16 protein-coding genes are annotated in these 17,947 nt (G+C 69.9%); 12 read left to right on the forward strand and 4 right to left on the reverse strand.

What is annotated here, in order from left to right:
- Window positions 1-200 precede the first annotated feature (200 nt).
- Genes ACFLIM_RS27245 through ACFLIM_RS27260 form a run of 4 tightly spaced genes read left to right on the forward strand, consistent with a single transcriptional unit; the run spans window position 201 to window position 2,528 of the window.
- Complete coding sequence (locus ACFLIM_RS27245) at window positions 201-725, forward strand: RNA polymerase sigma factor (RefSeq protein WP_393170158.1); 525 nt, start codon at window positions 201-203, stop codon at window positions 723-725.
- Entirely contained in the window at window positions 722-1,207 is a 486-nt protein-coding gene (locus ACFLIM_RS27250; protein ID WP_393170160.1) for a hypothetical protein, read from the forward strand. The genes ACFLIM_RS27245 and ACFLIM_RS27250 overlap by 4 nt, the downstream gene beginning before the upstream one ends.
- Window positions 1,204-1,893 (forward strand): ABC transporter ATP-binding protein, encoded by a 690-nt coding sequence (locus ACFLIM_RS27255; RefSeq protein WP_393170162.1) that lies wholly within the window; start codon window positions 1,204-1,206, stop codon window positions 1,891-1,893. Before ACFLIM_RS27250 ends, ACFLIM_RS27255 begins: the two co-directional genes overlap by 4 nt.
- Window positions 1,890-2,528: an ABC transporter permease subunit gene (locus tag ACFLIM_RS27260; RefSeq protein WP_393170164.1), complete on the forward strand. Its 639-nt coding sequence runs from the start codon at window positions 1,890-1,892 to the stop codon at window positions 2,526-2,528. Before ACFLIM_RS27255 ends, ACFLIM_RS27260 begins: the two co-directional genes overlap by 4 nt.
- Before the next feature lie 129 nt (window positions 2,529-2,657).
- On the opposite strand, the gene ACFLIM_RS27265 is transcribed toward ACFLIM_RS27260, so the two are convergent.
- Window positions 2,658-3,524 carry an alpha/beta fold hydrolase gene (locus tag ACFLIM_RS27265; protein WP_393170166.1) on the reverse strand — a complete coding sequence of 289 codons (867 nt, stop codon included), beginning with the start codon at window positions 3,522-3,524 and terminating at the stop codon, window positions 2,658-2,660.
- Window positions 3,525-3,656: 132 nt separating this feature from the next.
- Here ACFLIM_RS27265 and ACFLIM_RS27270 point away from each other — a divergent pair, with 132 nt between their 5' ends.
- From ACFLIM_RS27270 to ACFLIM_RS27285, 4 genes are all read left to right on the forward strand, one after another.
- Window positions 3,657-4,136 carry a MarR family winged helix-turn-helix transcriptional regulator gene (locus ACFLIM_RS27270; protein WP_393170168.1) on the forward strand — a complete coding sequence of 160 codons (480 nt, stop codon included), beginning with the start codon at window positions 3,657-3,659 and terminating at the stop codon, window positions 4,134-4,136.
- 72 nt (window positions 4,137-4,208) lie between these two features.
- Window positions 4,209-5,636, forward strand: coding sequence for a DHA2 family efflux MFS transporter permease subunit (locus ACFLIM_RS27275; RefSeq protein WP_393170170.1), 1,428 nt, complete (start codon window positions 4,209-4,211; stop codon window positions 5,634-5,636).
- A 157-nt stretch (window positions 5,637-5,793) separates the two neighbouring features.
- Window positions 5,794-7,632, forward strand: a complete 1,839-nt coding sequence (locus ACFLIM_RS27280) for an ABC transporter ATP-binding protein (protein WP_393170172.1) — start codon at window positions 5,794-5,796, stop codon at window positions 7,630-7,632.
- Window positions 7,632-9,455 carry an ABC transporter ATP-binding protein gene (locus ACFLIM_RS27285; RefSeq protein ID WP_393170174.1) on the forward strand — a complete coding sequence of 608 codons (1,824 nt, stop codon included), beginning with the start codon at window positions 7,632-7,634 and terminating at the stop codon, window positions 9,453-9,455. The genes ACFLIM_RS27280 and ACFLIM_RS27285 overlap by 1 nt, the downstream gene beginning before the upstream one ends.
- 3 nt (window positions 9,456-9,458) lie before the next feature.
- Here ACFLIM_RS27285 and ACFLIM_RS27290 read toward each other — a convergent pair whose 3' ends face one another.
- Window positions 9,459-9,980, reverse strand: coding sequence for a hypothetical protein (locus ACFLIM_RS27290; RefSeq protein WP_393170176.1), 522 nt, complete (start codon window positions 9,978-9,980; stop codon window positions 9,459-9,461).
- A 285-nt stretch (window positions 9,981-10,265) separates the two neighbouring features.
- Between ACFLIM_RS27290 and ACFLIM_RS27295 the strand changes: the two genes are divergently transcribed.
- Window positions 10,266-12,251 carry a hypothetical protein gene (locus tag ACFLIM_RS27295; protein ID WP_393170179.1) on the forward strand — a complete coding sequence of 662 codons (1,986 nt, stop codon included), beginning with the start codon at window positions 10,266-10,268 and terminating at the stop codon, window positions 12,249-12,251.
- 2 nt (window positions 12,252-12,253) lie between these two features.
- On the opposite strand, the gene ACFLIM_RS27300 is transcribed toward ACFLIM_RS27295, so the two are convergent.
- Window positions 12,254-13,537, reverse strand: coding sequence for an ArsB/NhaD family transporter (locus ACFLIM_RS27300; protein ID WP_393170181.1), 1,284 nt, complete (start codon window positions 13,535-13,537; stop codon window positions 12,254-12,256).
- 279 nt (window positions 13,538-13,816) lie between these two features.
- Between ACFLIM_RS27300 and ACFLIM_RS27305 the strand changes: the two genes are divergently transcribed.
- Window positions 13,817-14,464: a class I SAM-dependent methyltransferase gene (locus ACFLIM_RS27305; RefSeq protein WP_393170183.1), complete on the forward strand. Its 648-nt coding sequence runs from the start codon at window positions 13,817-13,819 to the stop codon at window positions 14,462-14,464.
- Window positions 14,465-14,476: 12 nt separating this feature from the next.
- On the opposite strand, the gene ACFLIM_RS27310 is transcribed toward ACFLIM_RS27305, so the two are convergent.
- Entirely contained in the window at window positions 14,477-17,014 is a 2,538-nt protein-coding gene (locus tag ACFLIM_RS27310) for an ATP-binding protein (protein WP_393170185.1), read from the reverse strand.
- A gap of 235 nt (window positions 17,015-17,249) precedes the next feature.
- Between ACFLIM_RS27310 and ACFLIM_RS27315 the strand changes: the two genes are divergently transcribed.
- Both ACFLIM_RS27315 and ACFLIM_RS27320 read left to right on the forward strand, forming a co-directional pair.
- Window positions 17,250-17,777: a hypothetical protein gene (locus tag ACFLIM_RS27315; protein WP_393170187.1), complete on the forward strand. Its 528-nt coding sequence runs from the start codon at window positions 17,250-17,252 to the stop codon at window positions 17,775-17,777.
- A gap of 8 nt (window positions 17,778-17,785) precedes the next feature.
- The gene (locus ACFLIM_RS27320) at window positions 17,786-17,923 is read left to right on the forward strand and encodes a hypothetical protein (protein WP_393170189.1); all 138 of its coding nucleotides are present in this window, start codon (window positions 17,786-17,788) and stop codon (window positions 17,921-17,923) included.
- Window positions 17,924-17,947: the final 24 nt, after the last annotated feature.

Genomic DNA, 17,947 nt, shown 5'->3' on the forward strand with positions numbered 1-17,947 from the left:
GGCGTGGCGAATCCCTTGCGCGTAGAGGCTTGCCAAGTGGGAGAGCCAATCGCTGTCCGCCCTGGTAGGCGGAGTTTCGCCGCCGCGGGTCAGGCCCCACCGAGGCCCAGAACGACCATGGTCGGTTTTCGCACGACAATTCGGAAGTCGTGAACCTGATCGGCTTGTCGTCCGACTGTGCAGGGTGACGGGAGGACGAGATGACCGATGAGCTGCTGGTGGTGCGTTCCCAGTTGGGTGAGCGGGCGGCGTTGGCCGAGCTGGTGGCCCGGTGGCGGGTGCCGGTGTGGACGTATGTGCGGCGCATGCTGGATGCCGAGCGGGCCGACGACGTGAGCCAGGAGGTCTGGCTGGCCGTGGTCCGGGGCCTGCCGCGGCTGCGGGAGCCCGCCAGGTTCGCGCCCTGGCTGTTCACCATCGCCCGCCGATCGGTGGCCGATCGCCTGCGCAGTCAGTACGCCTGGGAGGGGGAGGAGCTCGCGGCGGGTGACGTGGTCGCCGGCGACCCGGTCGAGGCGATGGTGGATCGCGCCGAGCTGATCAGCGCCTTGTCGGGTCTGCCGGTGCTGGAGCGGGAGATCCTCGTCCTGTTCTACCTGGAGGACCTGTCGGTGGAGGACTGCGCGCAGATCTGCCAGGTCCCGGCCGGCACGGTCAAGTCCAGGCTGAACCGGGCCCGTCGGCTGTTGCGTGAGCACCTGGAGGAGAGGGGATACCGGCCATGACCGAGGAGGAGCCGCGCCTGACGGCGCAGGAGATGATCGAGCAGCTCGAGGGGTCGCTGTCGCGGTGGCGGCGCGTTCGCGCGGTGGCGGCGCTGCTGGCCGGGCTGACCGGCGCGGTGTTCGTGGCCGCGCTGTGGTGGAGCGAGCCGGGTCCGCTGCCCGGCCGCACTCAGCTGGCGTTCGGCCTGTTCGGCGTGTTCTGCCTGGCCTGGGCAGGCTATGGCGGGTGGCTGCTGACGCGCCGGGTGCCGTTGTTCGCCACCGACCGGGTGATCGCCGCGTGGATCGCGCTGGTCGCTTCCGTCGCCACCACCGCGGTTGTGGCCACCGTGGCTGTCCAGCGGGGCACCGGCCTGGTTCTCGCGCTGGTGGTCGGAGGGCTGTTCGTCGTGGCATCGGTGGCTCTGGCCGTACGTGCCCATGCCCGGCGGACGGCGCTGCTGCGCCGCAAGCGGGAGCTGACCGGCGGGGATGAGGCATGAAGGCGTTGGAGACCAGCGGCCTCGGCAAGCGCTACCGGCGGCGGTGGGCGCTGCAAGATTCCACGATCGAGCTGCCCGCCGGCGCCATGGCCGCGCTGGTCGGGCCGAACGGGGCCGGCAAGACCACGCTGCTCAATCTGGTGACCGGCCTGCTGACGCCCACCACGGGCCGGGTACGCGTCTTCGGCCGGCCGCTGGAGGTGACCAAGGTCGCGTTCGTCGGCCAGGACAAGCCGCTGTACCGGCGTTGGAGCGTGAACGACATGCTGCGCTTCGGCGCCGCCACCAACTCGCGATGGGATCGCGGGCGCGCCGAATCGCTCCTGCACGACATCCCGTACGGCGAGCGGGTGGATCGGCTGTCCGGCGGCCAGCGCACGCTGGTGGCGCTCGCGCTGGCTGTGGGCAAGCGGGCCGACCTGCTGGTGCTGGACGAGCCGCTGGCCGAGCTGGACCCGCTGGCCCGCGTCCAGGTGATGGGCGTGGTGCGCGGGCTGGAGACCACCGTGCTGCTGTCCTCGCACATCCTGGCCGACCTGGCCGAGGTGTGTGATCACCTGATCCTGCTCGGAGCCGGCCGCGTCCGGCTGTGCGGCAGCTTCACCGACCTGCTCAACAGCCACCCCGCCGCCACCATGGAGGACCTCGTGCTGGACTACCTGCGCAACCCGGAGCCGGCGCGATGAGGGGGCTGCTGTGGGTGGCCTGGCGCGGGCAGCGCGCGCAGGCCGCTGCCATCACCGCGCTGCTCCTGCTGTACGGCGTCACCGCCTGGGTGGAACGCCTGGAGCCGGAGTTGAGCGGACTCACCGGACAGCTGGCGGGATTCCTGGCCGGGGCGGTGTGCCTGGTGTGGGGCGCGCCGCTGATCGCCCGGGAACTCGAGACGGGCACCTACAAGCTGGCCTGGACCCAAGGCCTGACCCGGGGCCGCTGGCTGGCCGCCGTCCTGGGCACCGCCGCCGCCGGCGCCCTGGCCGCGGCCGCCGTGCTGGCCGCGCTGCTGGCCTGGGCGCTGCCTCATACCGGGAGTGATCCGATGGCCTGGCCGTACTACGAGAGTCACGGCACGGTGCCGTTCGCCCGGGTGCTGTTCGCCCTGACGCTCGGCGCGGCACTGGGCGCGGTGACGGGACACACGCGCATCGCCATGCCGCTGTCCGTGTTGCTGGTCGGGGTCACCCAGCTGGGCGGCCGGGCGTTGCGCGGCCAGCTCGCCGTGCCTTATTGGTCCATGCAGGGGACCGAAACGGCCGCGTACTTCGCCCTCACGCTCGCCCTGACCGGCATCGCCTACCTGGCGGTCCGGCGGCGGGCCTGAACCGAAAGGGACCCCGATGATGGCACACAATCCGAAGCTGATCCGCCGCAGGTTAGGCAGGACGGCGCTGTCCTTGAAGTCCTGATCGAACTTCCGCCGTGTCTCTACAACCTAAAGGATGCCTCCGCGCTACGAGGTGAGGAGCTCGCGTAGCGTAACGGCGAAGGCGTCTGGATCGCCCTGCATGCCGAATTCGCCGCCGAGGAAGCCGCCGTGGTGGCTGGGGAAGGTCACGGCCTTCGTGCCGAGGCGTTCGGCGACCGCCACCCCTGCACGGTGGGCCATTTCGTCTTCCGATTCGGCTCCCACGCCGACGACGATGCGCGTCGATGCCCTGCGCAACGCGTCGAAGTCGTGCTTGTAGTGCGTACAGGTCATGATGTTCTGCCCGAACAACGGGTCGTCACGAGAGCCGTCGTCCTCCGTCGGTAGCCCGAAATCGGCTGGACTCTGCACAGGCCGATCGGCGAAATCGGCCGGAATCGCGCCCCGCAGGCTCGTGACCGCGAAGAATTTCACCATCGCCGGGCCGAACCCGTCCCGGTCGTAAGTGCGGCGGATGTCGACCACTGCCGCCAGCGCCTGCTCGCGGTCGGGAAGGACCTGGGCGGCCGGCGGCTCGTGCGCCACGAGGGTGCGCACCTGCGCCGGATGCCGGGCCACCAGGGCGAGCCCGTTGACGGCGCCGCCGCTGCTGGCGAAGATGTCCACCGGCTCACTGCCCAGCGCGGAGATCAGCCGGTTCAGGTCGTCCGCGTGCAGTTCGGGTGTGGACTCGCCGGCGCCGTCGGTCCGCTCGCTCCGCCCGATCCCGCGCGGGTCGTAGGTCACCACCGTCCGGTCCCGGAAATGGGCGGCCAGGGCGGCGAACCCGCTGGCGTCCATCGGTGATCCGATCATCAGCAGGATCGGTGCGGTGCTCGCCTCGGCCTGCCGTACGTCGTAGTGCAGGACGGCGCCGGGAACGTCGAGGGTGTGGGTCTTCGGCTCGGTCATTTGTTGCTCCTTCTCGATGCTCGTCATGTAGACCGCCGGGAGCGGCGAAACTCATCGGGCCGACGGTCTGCGCTTCGGCGAGTGACCGTCATGTAGAGCGCAGATAATCCGCAACGAAACTAGACTGAGTCTATGACCGCCATGGCGCCATCGCGCGCGGAGCCCGACCTGTCGTTCCTGCTCGACCACGCCGGCCACGTGCTGCGTACCCAGATGGCGGCGGCGCTCGCCGAGATCGGGCTGACCGCCCGTATGCACTGTGTGCTGGTCCACGCCCTCGAGAAGGAGTGCACCCAGATCCAGCTCGCGGAGATCGGCGACATGGACAAGACCACGATGGTGGTCACGGTGGACGCCCTGGAGAAGGCGGGGCTGGCCGAGCGCCGTCCGTCCAGCACCGACCGGCGGGCCAGGATCATCGCGGTCACCGAGAAGGGCAGGGCAGTCGCCGAACGCAGCCAGAAGATCGTGGACGGCGTGCACCGTGCCGCCCTCGACGCGCTGCCGGAGGACGAGTGCGAGGTGCTGCTCCGTGCGATGAATCGGCTGGTTCAAGGGCACCTCGCCACTCCTGTGGAGATGCAGCAGGCAGCCCGCAGGGCTCGGCAATAGGTCCGTCGGGGATAGTCTGCAACGAAACCATCTGCTACGGTCTCTCTTGTTGCTTCCGAACAGGAGAAGACCATGCCGTTTCCCAAACTCCGCGCCCTCCTCGTACTTTCTGCCGCGATGCTGATGACGGTCCTCGACGGCAGCATCGTGACCGTGGCGATGCCGGCGATCCAGCATGATCTGGGCTTCACCCCCGCCGGGCTGAGCTGGACCGTCAACGCCTACCTGATCGCGTTCGGCGGGTTACTGCTGCTGGCCGGGCGGCTGGGCGACCTCATCGGCCGCAAGAAGATGTTCCTGGCCGGAAACGCGGTCTTCACCGCCGCCTCCCTGCTCGCCGGGGCGGCCACCGGTCCCGGCCTGCTGATCGCCGCGCGTTTCCTGCAGGGGGTGGGCAGCGCGATGGCCTCGGCGGTGGTGCTGGGCATCCTGGTGACGTTGTTCACCGAGCCCGGTGAGCGGGCCAGGGCCATCGGCGTCTTCAGCTTCACCGGCGCCGCCGGCGCCTCGATCGGACAGGTCGTGGGCGGAGTGCTCACCGACGCGCTCAGCTGGCACTGGATCTTCTTCATCAACCTGCCGATCGGGCTGGCCACCGTCGCGGTGGCGATCAAGGCTCTCCCGGCCGACCGGGGAGTGGGCCTGTCCGCGGGTGCCGACGTCCTCGGTGCCCTCCTGGTGACCGCGGGGCTGATGCTGGGGATCTACACGGTCGTCAAGATCGAGGAGTACGGCTGGCTGGCCGCCCACACGCTGGGCCTCGGCGCCGTGTCGCTCGTCCTGCTGGCCGCGTTCCTCGTCCGCCAGGCGACCGCGCGTACCCCGCTGATGCCGCTGCGCATCTTCCGCTCGCGCAACGTCTCGGGCGCCAACCTGGTGCAGATGCTGGCGCTGTCGGCCATGTTCGCCTTCCAGATCATCGTCGCCCTCTACATGCAGAAGGTCCTCGGCTACGGCGCCCTGGCCACGGGGCTGGCGATGCTCCCCGCGGCGGTCGCCATCGGCGGGGTCTCGCTGTTCGTCTCCGCCCGGCTCAACACCCGCTTCGGCACGCGCGCCGTCCTGGTGGCCGGTCTGGTGCTGCTGCTGGGCGCGATGGGCTGGCTCACCAGAGTGCCGGTGCAGGCTTCGTACGTGGTCGATCTCCTCCCGGTGATGCTGCTCGTCACGGGCGGCGGGCTGGTGCTTCCCGCGCTGACCACGCTGGGCATGTCCGGTGCCAAGGCCGACGACGCGGGGCTGGCGTCCGGGCTGTTCAACACCACCCAGCAGATCGGCATGGCGCTCGGTGTCGCCGTCTTGTCCACGCTCGCCGCCTCGCGCACCGGCGTCCTGCTCGCCTCCGGGGCCTCCGAGGCGGCGGCGCTGACGGGTGGGTACCGGCTGGCCTTCACCGTCTCCGCCGGGCTCCTCGCGGGCGCGCTTCTCGTCAGCCTCGCCGTCCTGCGCCGCCCGGCTTCCGCTCCGGAGCCGGAGAAGGCAGTGCTCACCACTGCCTGACCTCCCTCGGAAGAAAGAGGTTCGGTACGGCCGCCACGCCGGGCGGGCCCGGCGTGGCGGCGCTCAGCTGGGGCTGGAAACCGTTGGAGAATTGTCGGTGGCCGGTGGTAGAAAGCAGGTTCGAAGATTCGCCAGCAGCGGCCGGGGGGCTGTGCCTGTGACTATCAGCAGTTCGGAGTTCTCCGTCTCCGGCCCGCGCTACAACCGGCGTGGCCCGGTGCGCTGGCTCTGGTCCCATCTTCGCCGGCATCCGCTGCACCTGCTCGGGTTCTTCGGCGGGTCGCTGGTCATGATCGTGCTCAACTCCATGGTCCCGCAGCTCACCGGTGACGCCTTCGATGCCGTGCTGGGGGAGCGGGGCGAGCCGCTGGACGCGCTCGGGCTGATCGCGCTGGCGTTGCTCGCCGTCGTGACGGCCCGCGGGTTGTTCGATCTCGTCGCGCGGTTGTCGAGCGAGGTGCTGGCCAAGCGGCTGGAGCGGGACGCGCGCGACGAGCTGTACGTGAGCCTGCTCGGCAAGAGCCAGACCTTCCACAACCGGCAGCGGGTCGGCGATCTGATGGCCCGGGCCGCCAACGACATCCGGCAGCTGTCGATCATGATCACGCCGGGGGTCGACCTGATCGTGGACTCCGGGCTCCAGGGGCTGGTGCCGCTGGTCTTCATCGCCGCGATCGATCCGCGGCTGTTGCTGGTGCCCGGGGTCTTCGGGGTCGTCTTCGTGGCCGCGCTCTGGTACTACATGCGGCAGCTCAACCCGGTCGCGACCCGCATGCGTGAGCAGTTCGGTGACCTGAACGCGGGGCTCAACCAGGCCGTGCGCGGCATCGAGGTGATCAAGGTGACCGCGCAGGAGGGGCAGGAGCGGCGGCGGTTCCGTGCCAACGCGCGGCTCTACCGAGATTCGTTCGTGCGCAATGGGCTGGTGCAGGCGCGTTATCTGCCCACCCTGCTGTTCGCCTTCGCGATGGCCGGGGCGCTGTGGCATGGCCTCTATCTGCAGGGTGTGGGGGCGATCACCGTCGGGGAGTTGATCGCGTTCATGGGGCTCATGGGCATGCTGGGGTTTCCCACGCAGATGTCGATCTTCACCTTCTCGCTGATCCAGCTCGGCATCGTGTCATCGCGCCGGATCTTGAACATCATCACCGCCGAGAGCGAGATCGAGCAGCCGGCCGACGGGCATGCCGCGCCGATCAGCGGGGAGATCGTCTTCGAGGACGTGACGTTCGGCTACGACGAGGATGGCGAGCCCGCGTTGCGCGGGGTGACGTTCACCGTGCGGCCGGGGGAGACGGTGGCGGTCGTCGGGGAGACCGGGTCGGGCAAGAGCACGCTGACCAAGCTGGTTCCGCGGATCTACGACGTGACGTCCGGGCGGATCCTTGTCGATGGAGTGGATGTGCGGGAGTGGGATCTCGATTCGTTGCGGTCCCAGATCTCCACCATCGAGCAGGACATCGTGCTGTTCTCGCGGTCCGTGGCCGAGAACATCGCCTTCAGCCTGGGGCAGCGGGCCGATCATGAGGCGGTGGTCAGGGCGGCGGAGGACGCTCAGGCCGGCGAGTTCATCGCCGAGCTGGAGGAGGGCTACGACACCGTCATCGGGGAGCGCGGGGTGACCTTGTCCGGGGGGCAGCGGCAGCGGCTGGCCATCGCGCGGGCGTTGCTGACCGATCCGGCGATCCTCGTGCTCGACGACTCCACCAGCGCCATCGACTCCGCGACCGAGGACAGGATCCAGCAGGCGATCGGGCGCATCCTCGACGGGCGCACGACGCTGCTGATCACCCATCGGCTCTCCCAGATCCGGTGGGCGGACAAGGTGCTGCTGCTCAGGCGCGGCGAGGTCGTCGACTTCGGCACGCATGACGAGCTGATCGCGCGGAGCCGCCTCTACCGGCGGGTCTTCGCCCACTACGACGAGGTCGAGATGGGTGACGAGGTCCAGGAGGAAGGGCCGGTCATGGCGAGCGAGCAGGGAGGGGTGCGCTGATGGGCTTTCTCATGGACGGCCTCGAGGCCGAGGACTACGACCGTACCTACAGCGACCGTGACCTGCTGGGCCGGATCGTCTCCTACTTCCGGCCGAAGCTGGGCCGGATGCTCCTGGTAGCGGTCATGATCGTGCTGGTCTCCGCGGCCCAGGCGGCCATCCCGCTGCTGGTCAGCGTGGGCGTGGACGCGATCGCGGGCGGCACGATCGCCCAGGTGGGCTGGCGGCTCGCGGCCGGGATCCTGCTGGCCGGCGCGCTCTCCTGGGTGTTCAACTTCGTCCGGCAGTGGAACAGCTCGCGGGTCACCGGCGACGTCGTGCTCCGCCTGCGCGAGGACGCGTTCGACGCGGTGCTGGAGCGGGACCTGTCGTTCTACGACGAGACGCCGTCCGGCAAGATCGTCAGCCGGGTGACGTCCGACACCGACGACTTCGCCACCGTGTCCACGCTGACCATGGATCTCATCAGCCAGGTGCTGATGGTGGGCTTCGTCACGGTCCTGTTGTTCCTGCGCAGCGTCGAGCTGGCCCTGCTGACGCTGCTGGTGGTGCCGATCGTGGTCGGGCTCGCGCTGCTCTTCCGGCGGCTGGCCAGGATCAGCACACGCCGGGCGCAACGCTCGCTGAGCCGGGTCAACGCCAACCTGCAGGAGACCATGGGCGGGATCGCCGTGGCGAAGAACTTCCGCCAGGAGCGGCAGGTCTACGACGAGTTCCGGCCCATCAACCGGCAGAGCTACCAGGTGACGCTCCGGCAGGGGTTCGTCTTCTCCACGATCTTCCCCGTGTTGTTCCTGGTGGCCGGGCTCGCGACGGTCGGCCTGGTGCAGCTGGGCGGCACGGCTGTGCTCGGGGGCGGCCTGTCGGCGGGTGACTGGTACCTGTTCCTGCAGGGAGTGTCGCTCTTCTGGTTCCCGCTGACGTCCATCGCCGCCTTCTGGTCCCAGTTCCAGCAGGGGCTGTCCGCCTCCGAACGGGTCTTCGCCCTGATCGACGCCCCGCCCCGCGTGGTGCAGACCGACGCGCAGCCGGCGGGGCGGCTGGCGGGGCGCATCGAGTTCCAGGGCGTCACGTTCGGCTACGACCCCGCCCATCCCGTGCTTCGCGACTTCGACCTGCTCATCGAGGCCGGCGAATCCGTGGCGCTCGTGGGGCACACCGGTGCCGGGAAGTCGACGCTCAGCAAGCTGATCACTCGGTTCTACGAGTTCCAGGAGGGGCGGCTGCTGATCGACGGGCGGGACATCCGCAGCCTTGAGCTGGGCAGCTACCGCAGCCAGATCGGTGCGGTGCCGCAGGTCCCGTTCCTGTTCAGCGGCACGGTCGCGGACAACATCCGCTATCCGCGGCCGGAGGCTCAGGATGAGGAGGTACGCGCGGCCGCGGCGGCGGTCGGCGGCGGCGACTGGATCGACGCGCTGCCGAACGGCCTGCGAACGGACGTGGGCGAGCACGGCCGGGCCCTGTCCATGGGGCAACGCCAGCTCGTCGCGCTGGCCCGGCTGCTCATCCAGGATCCGGCGATCGTGGTCCTGGACGAGGCGACGGCCAGCGTGGACCCGTTGACCGAGGCGCAGATCCAGGAGGGTCTGGATCTGGTGCTGGCCGGGCGGACTTCGATCGTCATCGCGCACCGGCTGTCCACGATCGAGCACGTCGATCGCATCATCGTGCTGGATCACGGGCGGATCGTGGAGGAGGGCGATCACGCGGCGCTCCTGGCCCGCGGGGGGCGCTACTGCGAGGTCTACAACACCTACTTCCGGCACCAGTCGCCCAACTACCGGGCGGGCACCGGGTTCGTGTCGGTGAGCGGCGAGTAAGCCTCAGGAGATCCGAATCCAGCGCGGATCATCGTAGCTCGGCCCGACCCCATCGGCAGGTACGAAATCGGGTGCCGAACAGAGCACGATTTGTCCGCGTACTTCGAGATATCGGATCATGCCCGCGGCTACCGACAGCACCGTCTCGACCCCGCCGTTCTGCGCCGGCATGTGCTCCTGGAGCAACGCCACCACGTCGCCGAGCCCGAACTCGTCGGGCAGCAGCGCCGCCATCTCCTGGACGAACTCCTCGGTGACCCGGGCCCGCACCGTGACGGCCTTCTTCCCTGAGCCGTCGCAGGTCCCGCAGCCGCTCGTCTCGCGCGGGTTGATGGAGATCTGCCCCGTGCCCAGGCACACGGGGCATTGCCCGGACTCGGCGGCGTGCCGGGCGGCGGCGTCCCGATCGGGGAGCGGAAGATCGCAGGTGCAGGTGAAGGAGTTGTAGGTTCCCCCGGCGTAGTCATGGAAGCTGACCTCGTCGGGAGCGTTGACCCATTCGATGGTGATGACGTGCTCGGCCATGGGGACTCTTGCGCCCTCGTCTTTCGGCGGGTGCGTGCGAAGTTCGGCACCCAAGATAGCCCGCGCGACCCGTGGGGATTCGGGGATCGGGCAAAGAGATCCCGCAGATCAGCGGGCCTGCGGGGACGCCTCACCCATCGGCCGGGGACAATTCCACACAGGTCATCCGAAACCGGCTACGCGGTGGCGGGTGCGATGATCGCGGCAGGGCCGGTGCGCTCCGAAGGGAGTAGCCTCCTTGCCAAGCCATCGGCGCCCCCCGACCCCGAGACCATGGAATGGATCATGCGCACCTATTTCGAGCCAGAGGAGGACGAGGAGTTCGAGGCGGCCAAGGATCTGCTGATCCGCCGCGCCCTCAGCTGGGCCGAGGGACAAGGCCTGCCCGCCGACGGTCTGCTGCTGTCGGCGGCCGTGGACTCGCGTCACCGCAGCCGCGACGGACGGCTCGCCTTCTGGGATTCCGCGCAGGTCCGGCGCTATCTGCTGGAGTGGATTCCCCAGTACGTCGTAGCTCCCCGGGACGTGCTCGACGCCGCGCCGGAAACCCTGCTGACGCTGCTGCGATACCTCATCGCGGCCGGGCTGCGCGATCCCCGCGGCGCCACGTTGGCCGAGCTGGAGTCGGCCGTGGCGGCGACCGCGACGGAATATCCAGCGGCGCTGGCCGATCCGCAGCGCCTGGGGCTGGCGAAGTTCTGGGCGCAGACGGCGCTCGACAGCGGGTTCGACCTCACCGACCGTAAGAGCCTGGACAGGTTCCAGCGCGACATCGACGCGGGGCGGGTGGCGTACGACGCCGAAGTGCTCGACCAGGTGATGAAGGCCCGGTTCACGCGGCTGGGGCTCGACGAGGAGCGGGCGTACCCCCAGCCTCCGTTGGTAATCGACGCGAAGGTTGGTGAGGCAGCGGCGGGGAGCGAGATCGTACGGCAGCTGTCCGCCCTGGTCGACTGGACGGGAACGGACGGGCGGACGCTCACCGGCACCGGGAATCTCCGCCTGGCCGACGCACGGGAGCTGGCCGCTCACCTCGGCACCGGCGAGCAGGACCTGCAGGTGCGCAGCGCGACGGAGCTGCCTCGGCTGAACCTCCTGCTCGCCTGGGCGAAGAGCACGCGCCTGGTGCGGGTGAGCAAGGGCCGGCTGCTGCGGGTGGCCAAGGCCGCACCGCTCCTGCGCGATCCGGAACGGTTGTGGTCACGGGCGTTCGAGGTCTTCTTCGACCTGGGCCGCGCGATCGGCGTACCTCCGGGATCGATGCTGGTGGAGCTGTTCGACGAGCTGCTGCCCGATGTGCTGAACAGCGTTTACGGCCTGCCGGACCGGGTTCCCGTGACCCGGCTGCAGGAGACGGTCTGGCTGGCCTGCCAGGACTACCTCCAGCTCGACGAAGACGACTTCCGGCAGCAGACGTGGCGGCGGCACGTCGAGCGGGATCTGGTCGAAGCGTTCGAGTTGCTGGCCGCGCTCGGCGCCGTGGAGCTGAGCCACGGCGTGGCCGATGAGCTGTACACCAGCGACCTCGACGAGGAAGACCAGCCGCTGCCGCCCGAGGCACGCGCCCGCCTCCGCACCCGCCTGGCCGAGCCGGGCCTCCTCGTGCGGCTGACGCCCTTGGGCCTGCGGGCCGTGCGGGAGCGGATGCTCGCCGAGGGCCGCGATGTTCCGCTGGTCGGAGAGCTGGTGGACGCGTCGCCGGGCGAGTTGCTGGGCGTGCTGGCGCAGCACTACACCCCGGAGACGGCCTCGGTCGAACTGGACGGCTGGCTGGCGGCTCGCGGCGGGGGCGTCGAGCCGCTGCTGGATGCCGTACGCGCCTGCCCGTTCCGGGCCCGGGCCGCCGCCATGCTCGGAACCCTGGCGGAGGTCCGCGCCGACGGACAGTCGATGCTCAAGGGCCTGCGCGCGGACCGCGTGCTGGCGCCCATCGCCGTGACCGCGCTCCTGGACACCGGGGACCTGCGGCCCGAGGACCTCAGCACCGAGGAGCAACTGGCACTGATGACCGAGGGGCTGCTCACGCTGCTGGAGCTGGCCGGTCCCGAAGAGGTCATGCGGCAGGTCACCAGCATGGCGGGCCAGGACGCGTTCGGGATCATCGAGGCCGTGTCGAACTCCGGCCATCCCGCCGACGAGAGCATGCGGGAGTTCCGCACTCTGGTGGCCGAGCCGATGCGAGCCCGATCCCATGGGTTGCGCTTCGCGAACAGCTCCCGGCCCGGTTCCCGTGGCCGCCACAGCGGCCACGGGAAGAGACGCAAGCGCTGACCTCAGAGGAGGTAACGCAGCCACAGGTACGGCGCGACGAGGGCCACCGTGACTGCGGTGACGATCAGGCCGTACTTGGTGAAGTGCCAGAAGCTGATCGGGGTGCCGTTGCGGGCGGCGATGCCGAGGATGACGACGTTGGCCGCGGCGCCGACCGCGGTGGCGTTGCCGCCGAGGTCGGCGCCGAAGGCCAGGGCCCACCACAACACGTCCTGACCCCCGCTCGCCTGGACGAGTTGCTCGACGATCGGGCTCATCGTGGCGACGTACGGGATGTTGTCCACGATGGCCGACAACACGGCCGAGGCGCCCAGCAACACCATGGTGGTCAGTTCCAGCCGCCCGCTGGTGGCCGAGACGGCGGCGTTGGACAACTGGCCGATGACGCCGGTCTCGACCAGGGCGCCGACCATGACGAATAGCCCGGCGAAGAACACCAGCGTGGGCCACTCGACCTCGGCGAGGGCCTTGTCGGTGCGTACCCTGGTCACCGCCACCAGCATCCCCGCGCCCAGCAGCGCGACCACCGACGGCGAGTAGTGCAGCACCGGGTGCAGCACGAACGCGGCCATCACCAGCGCGAGCACGGCCAGCGACTGCCACAGCAGCCGCCGGTCGGCGATCGCCTCGCGCTCGTCCAGCGCCATGATGGACGCGGCGCGTTCCGGGTCGTAGCGGAACGAGCGGCCGAACATCAACCAGCACAACCCGATGAACACCGCCATCAGGACGATGACCAGCGGCGCCATGTGGACGAGGAAGTCGTTGAAGCTCAGCCCGCCCCGGCTGGCGATGATGATGTTCGGCGGGTCGCCGACCAGCGTGGCCGCGCCCCCGATGTTGGACGCCATCGCCTCGGCGATGAGGAAGGGGGCGGCCGGGAGCGCGAGCCGTTCGCACACCAGGAACGTCACCGGCGCGATCAGCAGCACGGTGGTGACGTTGTCCAGCAGCGCCGAGGCGACCGCGGTGATGAGCACCAGCAGCACCATCAACCGGAACGGCCGCCCGCGGGCCCGCTTGGCGGCCCAGATGGCCAGGTACTCGAAGACGCCGGTCTCCTTCAGCACGCCGACGATGATCATCATGCCGAGCAGCAGGAAGATGACGTTCCAGTCGATCCCGGCGTGCTCGGAGAAGAACGCCGCCTCCGCGTTGGTGGCGTGGATCACCAGCATGATCCCCGCGCCGCCCAGCGCGGCCGCGACCCGGTGCACCCTCTCAGTGGCGATCAGCGCGTACGCGGTCACGAACACCGCCACGCTCACCCATGCGAGCATGGTCATCTCGCCAGCGCCTGGCAGCAGGCGGGTGGGAAGTCGGCAAACAGGTCTCGGGAGCGCATGGGGGCACATCCTTCGGCAACGGGATCAGGACGTGCCGACCAGACTTCCCGGCTCACCTGTAGACAACGTATCAAGACGCGTCAAGATCAGGGAAAGGCTCGGCGGCTGCCCGGTTCCCGCCGGCCGTGTATCAAGAGAACGTATGAATCGGCTCTGTGTGCGTCAGAATCCCGTATTGACGGCCCTCTCCTGCGGCCTCGCGGCCCGATAGTGGGAGGCATGGCAGTACGCGCCGACGATTTCACCGTCCCCCCGGATACCGGGCATTTCCCGGGTTCTGGGATGGAGCAGTTCCACCATCCGCGGCCGGTGTGCGCCGGGGACCGCCCGACGCCGCAGCGCCGGCGGCTGCTCGCGGGTCTGGCCGGACGCGTCGTGGAGATCGGTGCGGGCGACGGGGTGAAGCTGACCTGCTATCCGGCGGACGTCGAAGAGATCGTGCTGGTGGAGGCCGATCCGTTTCTGCGCGCGGCGGCGAAAGCGGTCGCCGCAAGTCTCGCGACTCCGGCCCGGATCATCGACGGCGACCTGACCCGGCTCCCGGTTCCGGACGCCTCCTGTGACGCCGTCGTATGCTCGCTGATCCTGTGTTGTGCCCCGCGAACAGCCGAAACCCTGCTGGAGGTGCGGCGAGTCCTGCGGCCGGGCGGCGAGTTGCGCTTCTACGAGCACCAGCGATCCGGCAGGCGGGTGACCGCGCTGGCCGGAAGCCTGATGACGCCGCTCTGGTCACGCGTCTCCGGCGGCTGCCATCCGGCCCGCGACACCGTGGCCGCCATCCAGCACGCGGGCTTCGTCGTCGGCAGTCTGGACCGGTTCGCGTTCCGCCACGTCACTCACGTTCTCGGCGTCGCCAGGCCCGTCTGAGCCGCTCCAGCATCACGGGGTGACCGCGCGGGATGAGATGGGCATGGTGACGGTCATGGTGAGACCTCCCCCTGGTGTCTCTTCGGGTATGAGCGTGCCGCCCATGGCTTCGGTGAGGCCGCGGGAAAGGGCGAGGCCGAGGCCGACGCCGGTGCCGTTGTCGCGGTCGCCGAGGCGTTGGAAGGGCAGGAAGACGCGTTCGTGGGCTTCGGGTGGGATGCCGGGGCCGCGGTCGATGACGCGGATCTCGACGTGGTCGCCGTGCCAGCTGGCGGTCAGGTGCACGTTCTGGCCGGGTGGGCTGTAGCGGACGGCGTTGGTCATCAGGTTGACCAGCACCCGCTCCAGCAGCGCCGGGTCGGCGACGATCTCGGGCAACTCGATGGAGATGTCGCCCTCGATGCGGTCGCGTGGCGGTCCGAGGTCGTCGATGGCCCGGGGCACGATCTCTTCCAGGGCGACGGGCAAGAGGGTGAGTCCGAGCACGCCGGCCTGCAGGCGGCTCATGTCGAGCAGGTTCTCCACCAGCCGGGTGAGGCGCACGAGTGATTCGTCGGCGGTGGCCAGCAACTCGTCGCGGTCTTCGGGGGTCCAGTCGATCTCGCTGGTGCGCAGGCTTTCCACGGCGGCTTTGGCGGCCGACAGCGGGGTGCGCAGGTCGTGGCTGACGGCGGCGAGCAGCGCGGTGCGCATCCTGTCGGCTTCGGCCAGGGGTTTGGCCTGTTCGGCCTCCTCCTCTAGGCGTTCCTGGCGGAGCGCGACGGCGGCTTCGGCGGCGAAGGCCTCCAGCACCCGCCGGTCGCTGGCGTCCAGCAGCCGGCCGCGGGCGGCGAGCACCAGGGTGTCGTTGATCATCACGTCGGTGTCGGCCACTCCGGGGTTGGTGCACGGGGCGGCGCCGGAGGTGGCGACGATGCGCCAGGCCCCGGGCTCCGACTGGTCGTCCGGGGTCGGCTCGCCGACGCGTTCGAGCAGGGTGGCCGAGGTCAGGGCGAACGTCTCGCGCATGCGGCCGAGCAGCGACGACAGCGCGGCCTCGCCGCGCAGCACGTGCCCGGCCAGGGTGGACAGCGCCTCGGCGTCCGCGCTGGCGCGCGCCGCTTCCCGGGTGCGGCGGGCGGCCAGGTCGACGATCGTGCTGACGGCGGCGGCGACCAGGATGAAGACGACGAGGGCGAGGAAGTTCTCGGGGTCGGCGATGGTGAGCTGGCCGATGGGCGGGGTGAAGTACCAGTTGAGCAGCAGTGATCCGCCCACGGCGGCGGTGAAGGCGGGCCAGGTGCCGCCGATGAGCGCGACGCCCACGGTCAGGCACAGGAACAGCAGGATCTCGCTGGGCAGCGAGAGCACGTCGCGGAAGGGCGCGAGGGCGGCGGTCAGCAGCGGCAGGCCGGCCAGGGCGACCGCCCAGCCGATCAGGCGGCGTTTGCGGTTGAGCGCGGCGCGGGAACGTTCGGGGCGGATGCGTCCTTTCTTGGCCTCCTCGTGGTTGATCATGTGGACGTCGATGGAGCCGGACTGTGCGGTGGTCTCCACTCCCACGCCCGGGGAGAGGACTTGCGCGAAGCGTCCGCGCCGGGAGGCGCCGAGGACCAGCTGGGTGGCGTTGACGCCGCGGGCGAAGTCCAGCAGAGCCCGCGGGATGTCGCCTCCGACGACCTGGTGGTAGGTGCCGCCCATGTTCTCCACCAGGCTGCGCTGGCGGGCCAGGTTGGCCGGGTCGGCGCCGGCCAGCCCGTCGGCGTCGGTGATGTGCACGGCCAGCAGGTCGGCGCCCTTGGTGCGGGCGGCGATGCGGGCGGCCCGGCGGACCAGGGTGTCGCCTTCGGGGCCGCCGGTCAGGGCGACCACGACGCGTTCGCGGGCTTCCCAGGTGCCGGCGATGCCGTGTTCGGCGCGGTAGCGGTCGAGCTGGTCGTCGACCTTGCCGGCGACCCAGAGCAGGGCCAGTTCGCGCAGCGCGGTCAGGTTGCCGACGCGGAAGTAGTTCGACATCGCCGCGCTGACCTTCTCGGGCGCGTAGATGTTGCCGTGGGCCATGCGGCGGCGGAGCGCCTCGGGCGACATGTCGATCAGTTCGACCTGGTTGGCCCGCCGGACGACTTCGTCGGGGACGGTTTCCCGCTGCGGAATGCCGGTGATCTGCTGGACGACGTCGTTGACCGATTCCAGGTGCTGGATGTTGACGGTGGAGACGACGTCGATGCCGGCGTCGAGGATTTCGTCGATGTCCTGCCAGCGTTTGGCGTTCTTGGAGCCCGGCACGTTGGTGTGGGCCAGTTCGTCGATCAGCGCGACTCTGGGGGCGCGTGCGATGACGGCGTCCACGTCGAGTTCGGTGAAGGTGGCCCCCCGGTAGACGAATGTCTTGCGGGGGATCACCTCCATGCCGTCCTGCAGGGCGGCGGTGTGGGGGCGGCCGTGGGTCTCGATGAACCCCGCGACCACATCGCGGCCACGCTCCAGGGCGCGGTGGCCCTCGCCGAGCATCGCGTACGTCTTGCCGACGCCGGGCGCCGCGCCGAGGTAAACCCGTAGCCGCCCCCTCATGTCACGCCTTGTCCAATGCCAGGTTGACGGCGGGTTCGCCGATGAATCGCGTTGATGGCCACAAGGCAAGCAAACCCGCAGTTTTTCGCGGTACTGACGTTCTTGACGGGCTTCATACGGCGCCGGGCGGAATCTTGACGACCCCTCTACGCCGTGGCCCTTGATGTCTGCATGACGCCATCATTGGGCACATGCGGACCTTGTAATGACGTCACTATGGCGTCATAGTGGTGCCATGGACCTTGCGCCGTATGCCGACCAGCTCCGCCGCGAACTCGCGATCGCCGCCGGAGCGGGCGGCGAGGACGTCCGCGCGCTGGCCGAGCGCCTCGCCGCCGCCCTTGAAGCGGCCACCCGGCTCGCCCTGCTGGAAGCGTTGTCCGCCGCCGCGGACGAGATCACCCGTGATCTCGCGCCGGGCTCGGTCGAGGTACGCCTGCGCGGCCGCGACCCCGGCTTCGTCGTGACGCCACCGCCGGTCAGCCGGTCGTTAGAGCCCGCGGGCGAGACCGGGGGCGCCGGGCCGCCTGCCGCGCCGCCTCCGCCGGACGGTGACGAGGGCGGCACGTCGCGGATCTCGCTCCGCGTCCCCGAGCACCTCAAGCCACGCATCGAGGAGGCGGCCGCCCGGGACGGGCTCTCGGTCAACGCCTGGCTCGTCCGCGCCGTCTCCGCCGCCCTCGAACCCGACGACGGTGGCCGCCGCTCCAGCCGGCGAGCCGGCTCACAGACCGGCCGGAGCTCCACCGGCTGGGTGCGCTAGCCGAGCCCATGACCACTCGTTCCGGCCGCCGAACCCATGAGGAGGGGACCGCCATGGACGCCCGCGACGGCCCCGCGCAGTCCGACAAGACCGTCGAGGTTCGTGCCCACACCGCCTACGGCGACATCACGATCCATCGTTCCTGAAGATCAAGACAAAGGAGAAATCTC

It is taken from the genome of Nonomuraea marmarensis, assembly GCF_043197025.1.
GTDB lineage: Bacteria > Actinomycetota > Actinomycetes > Streptosporangiales > Streptosporangiaceae > Nonomuraea > Nonomuraea marmarensis.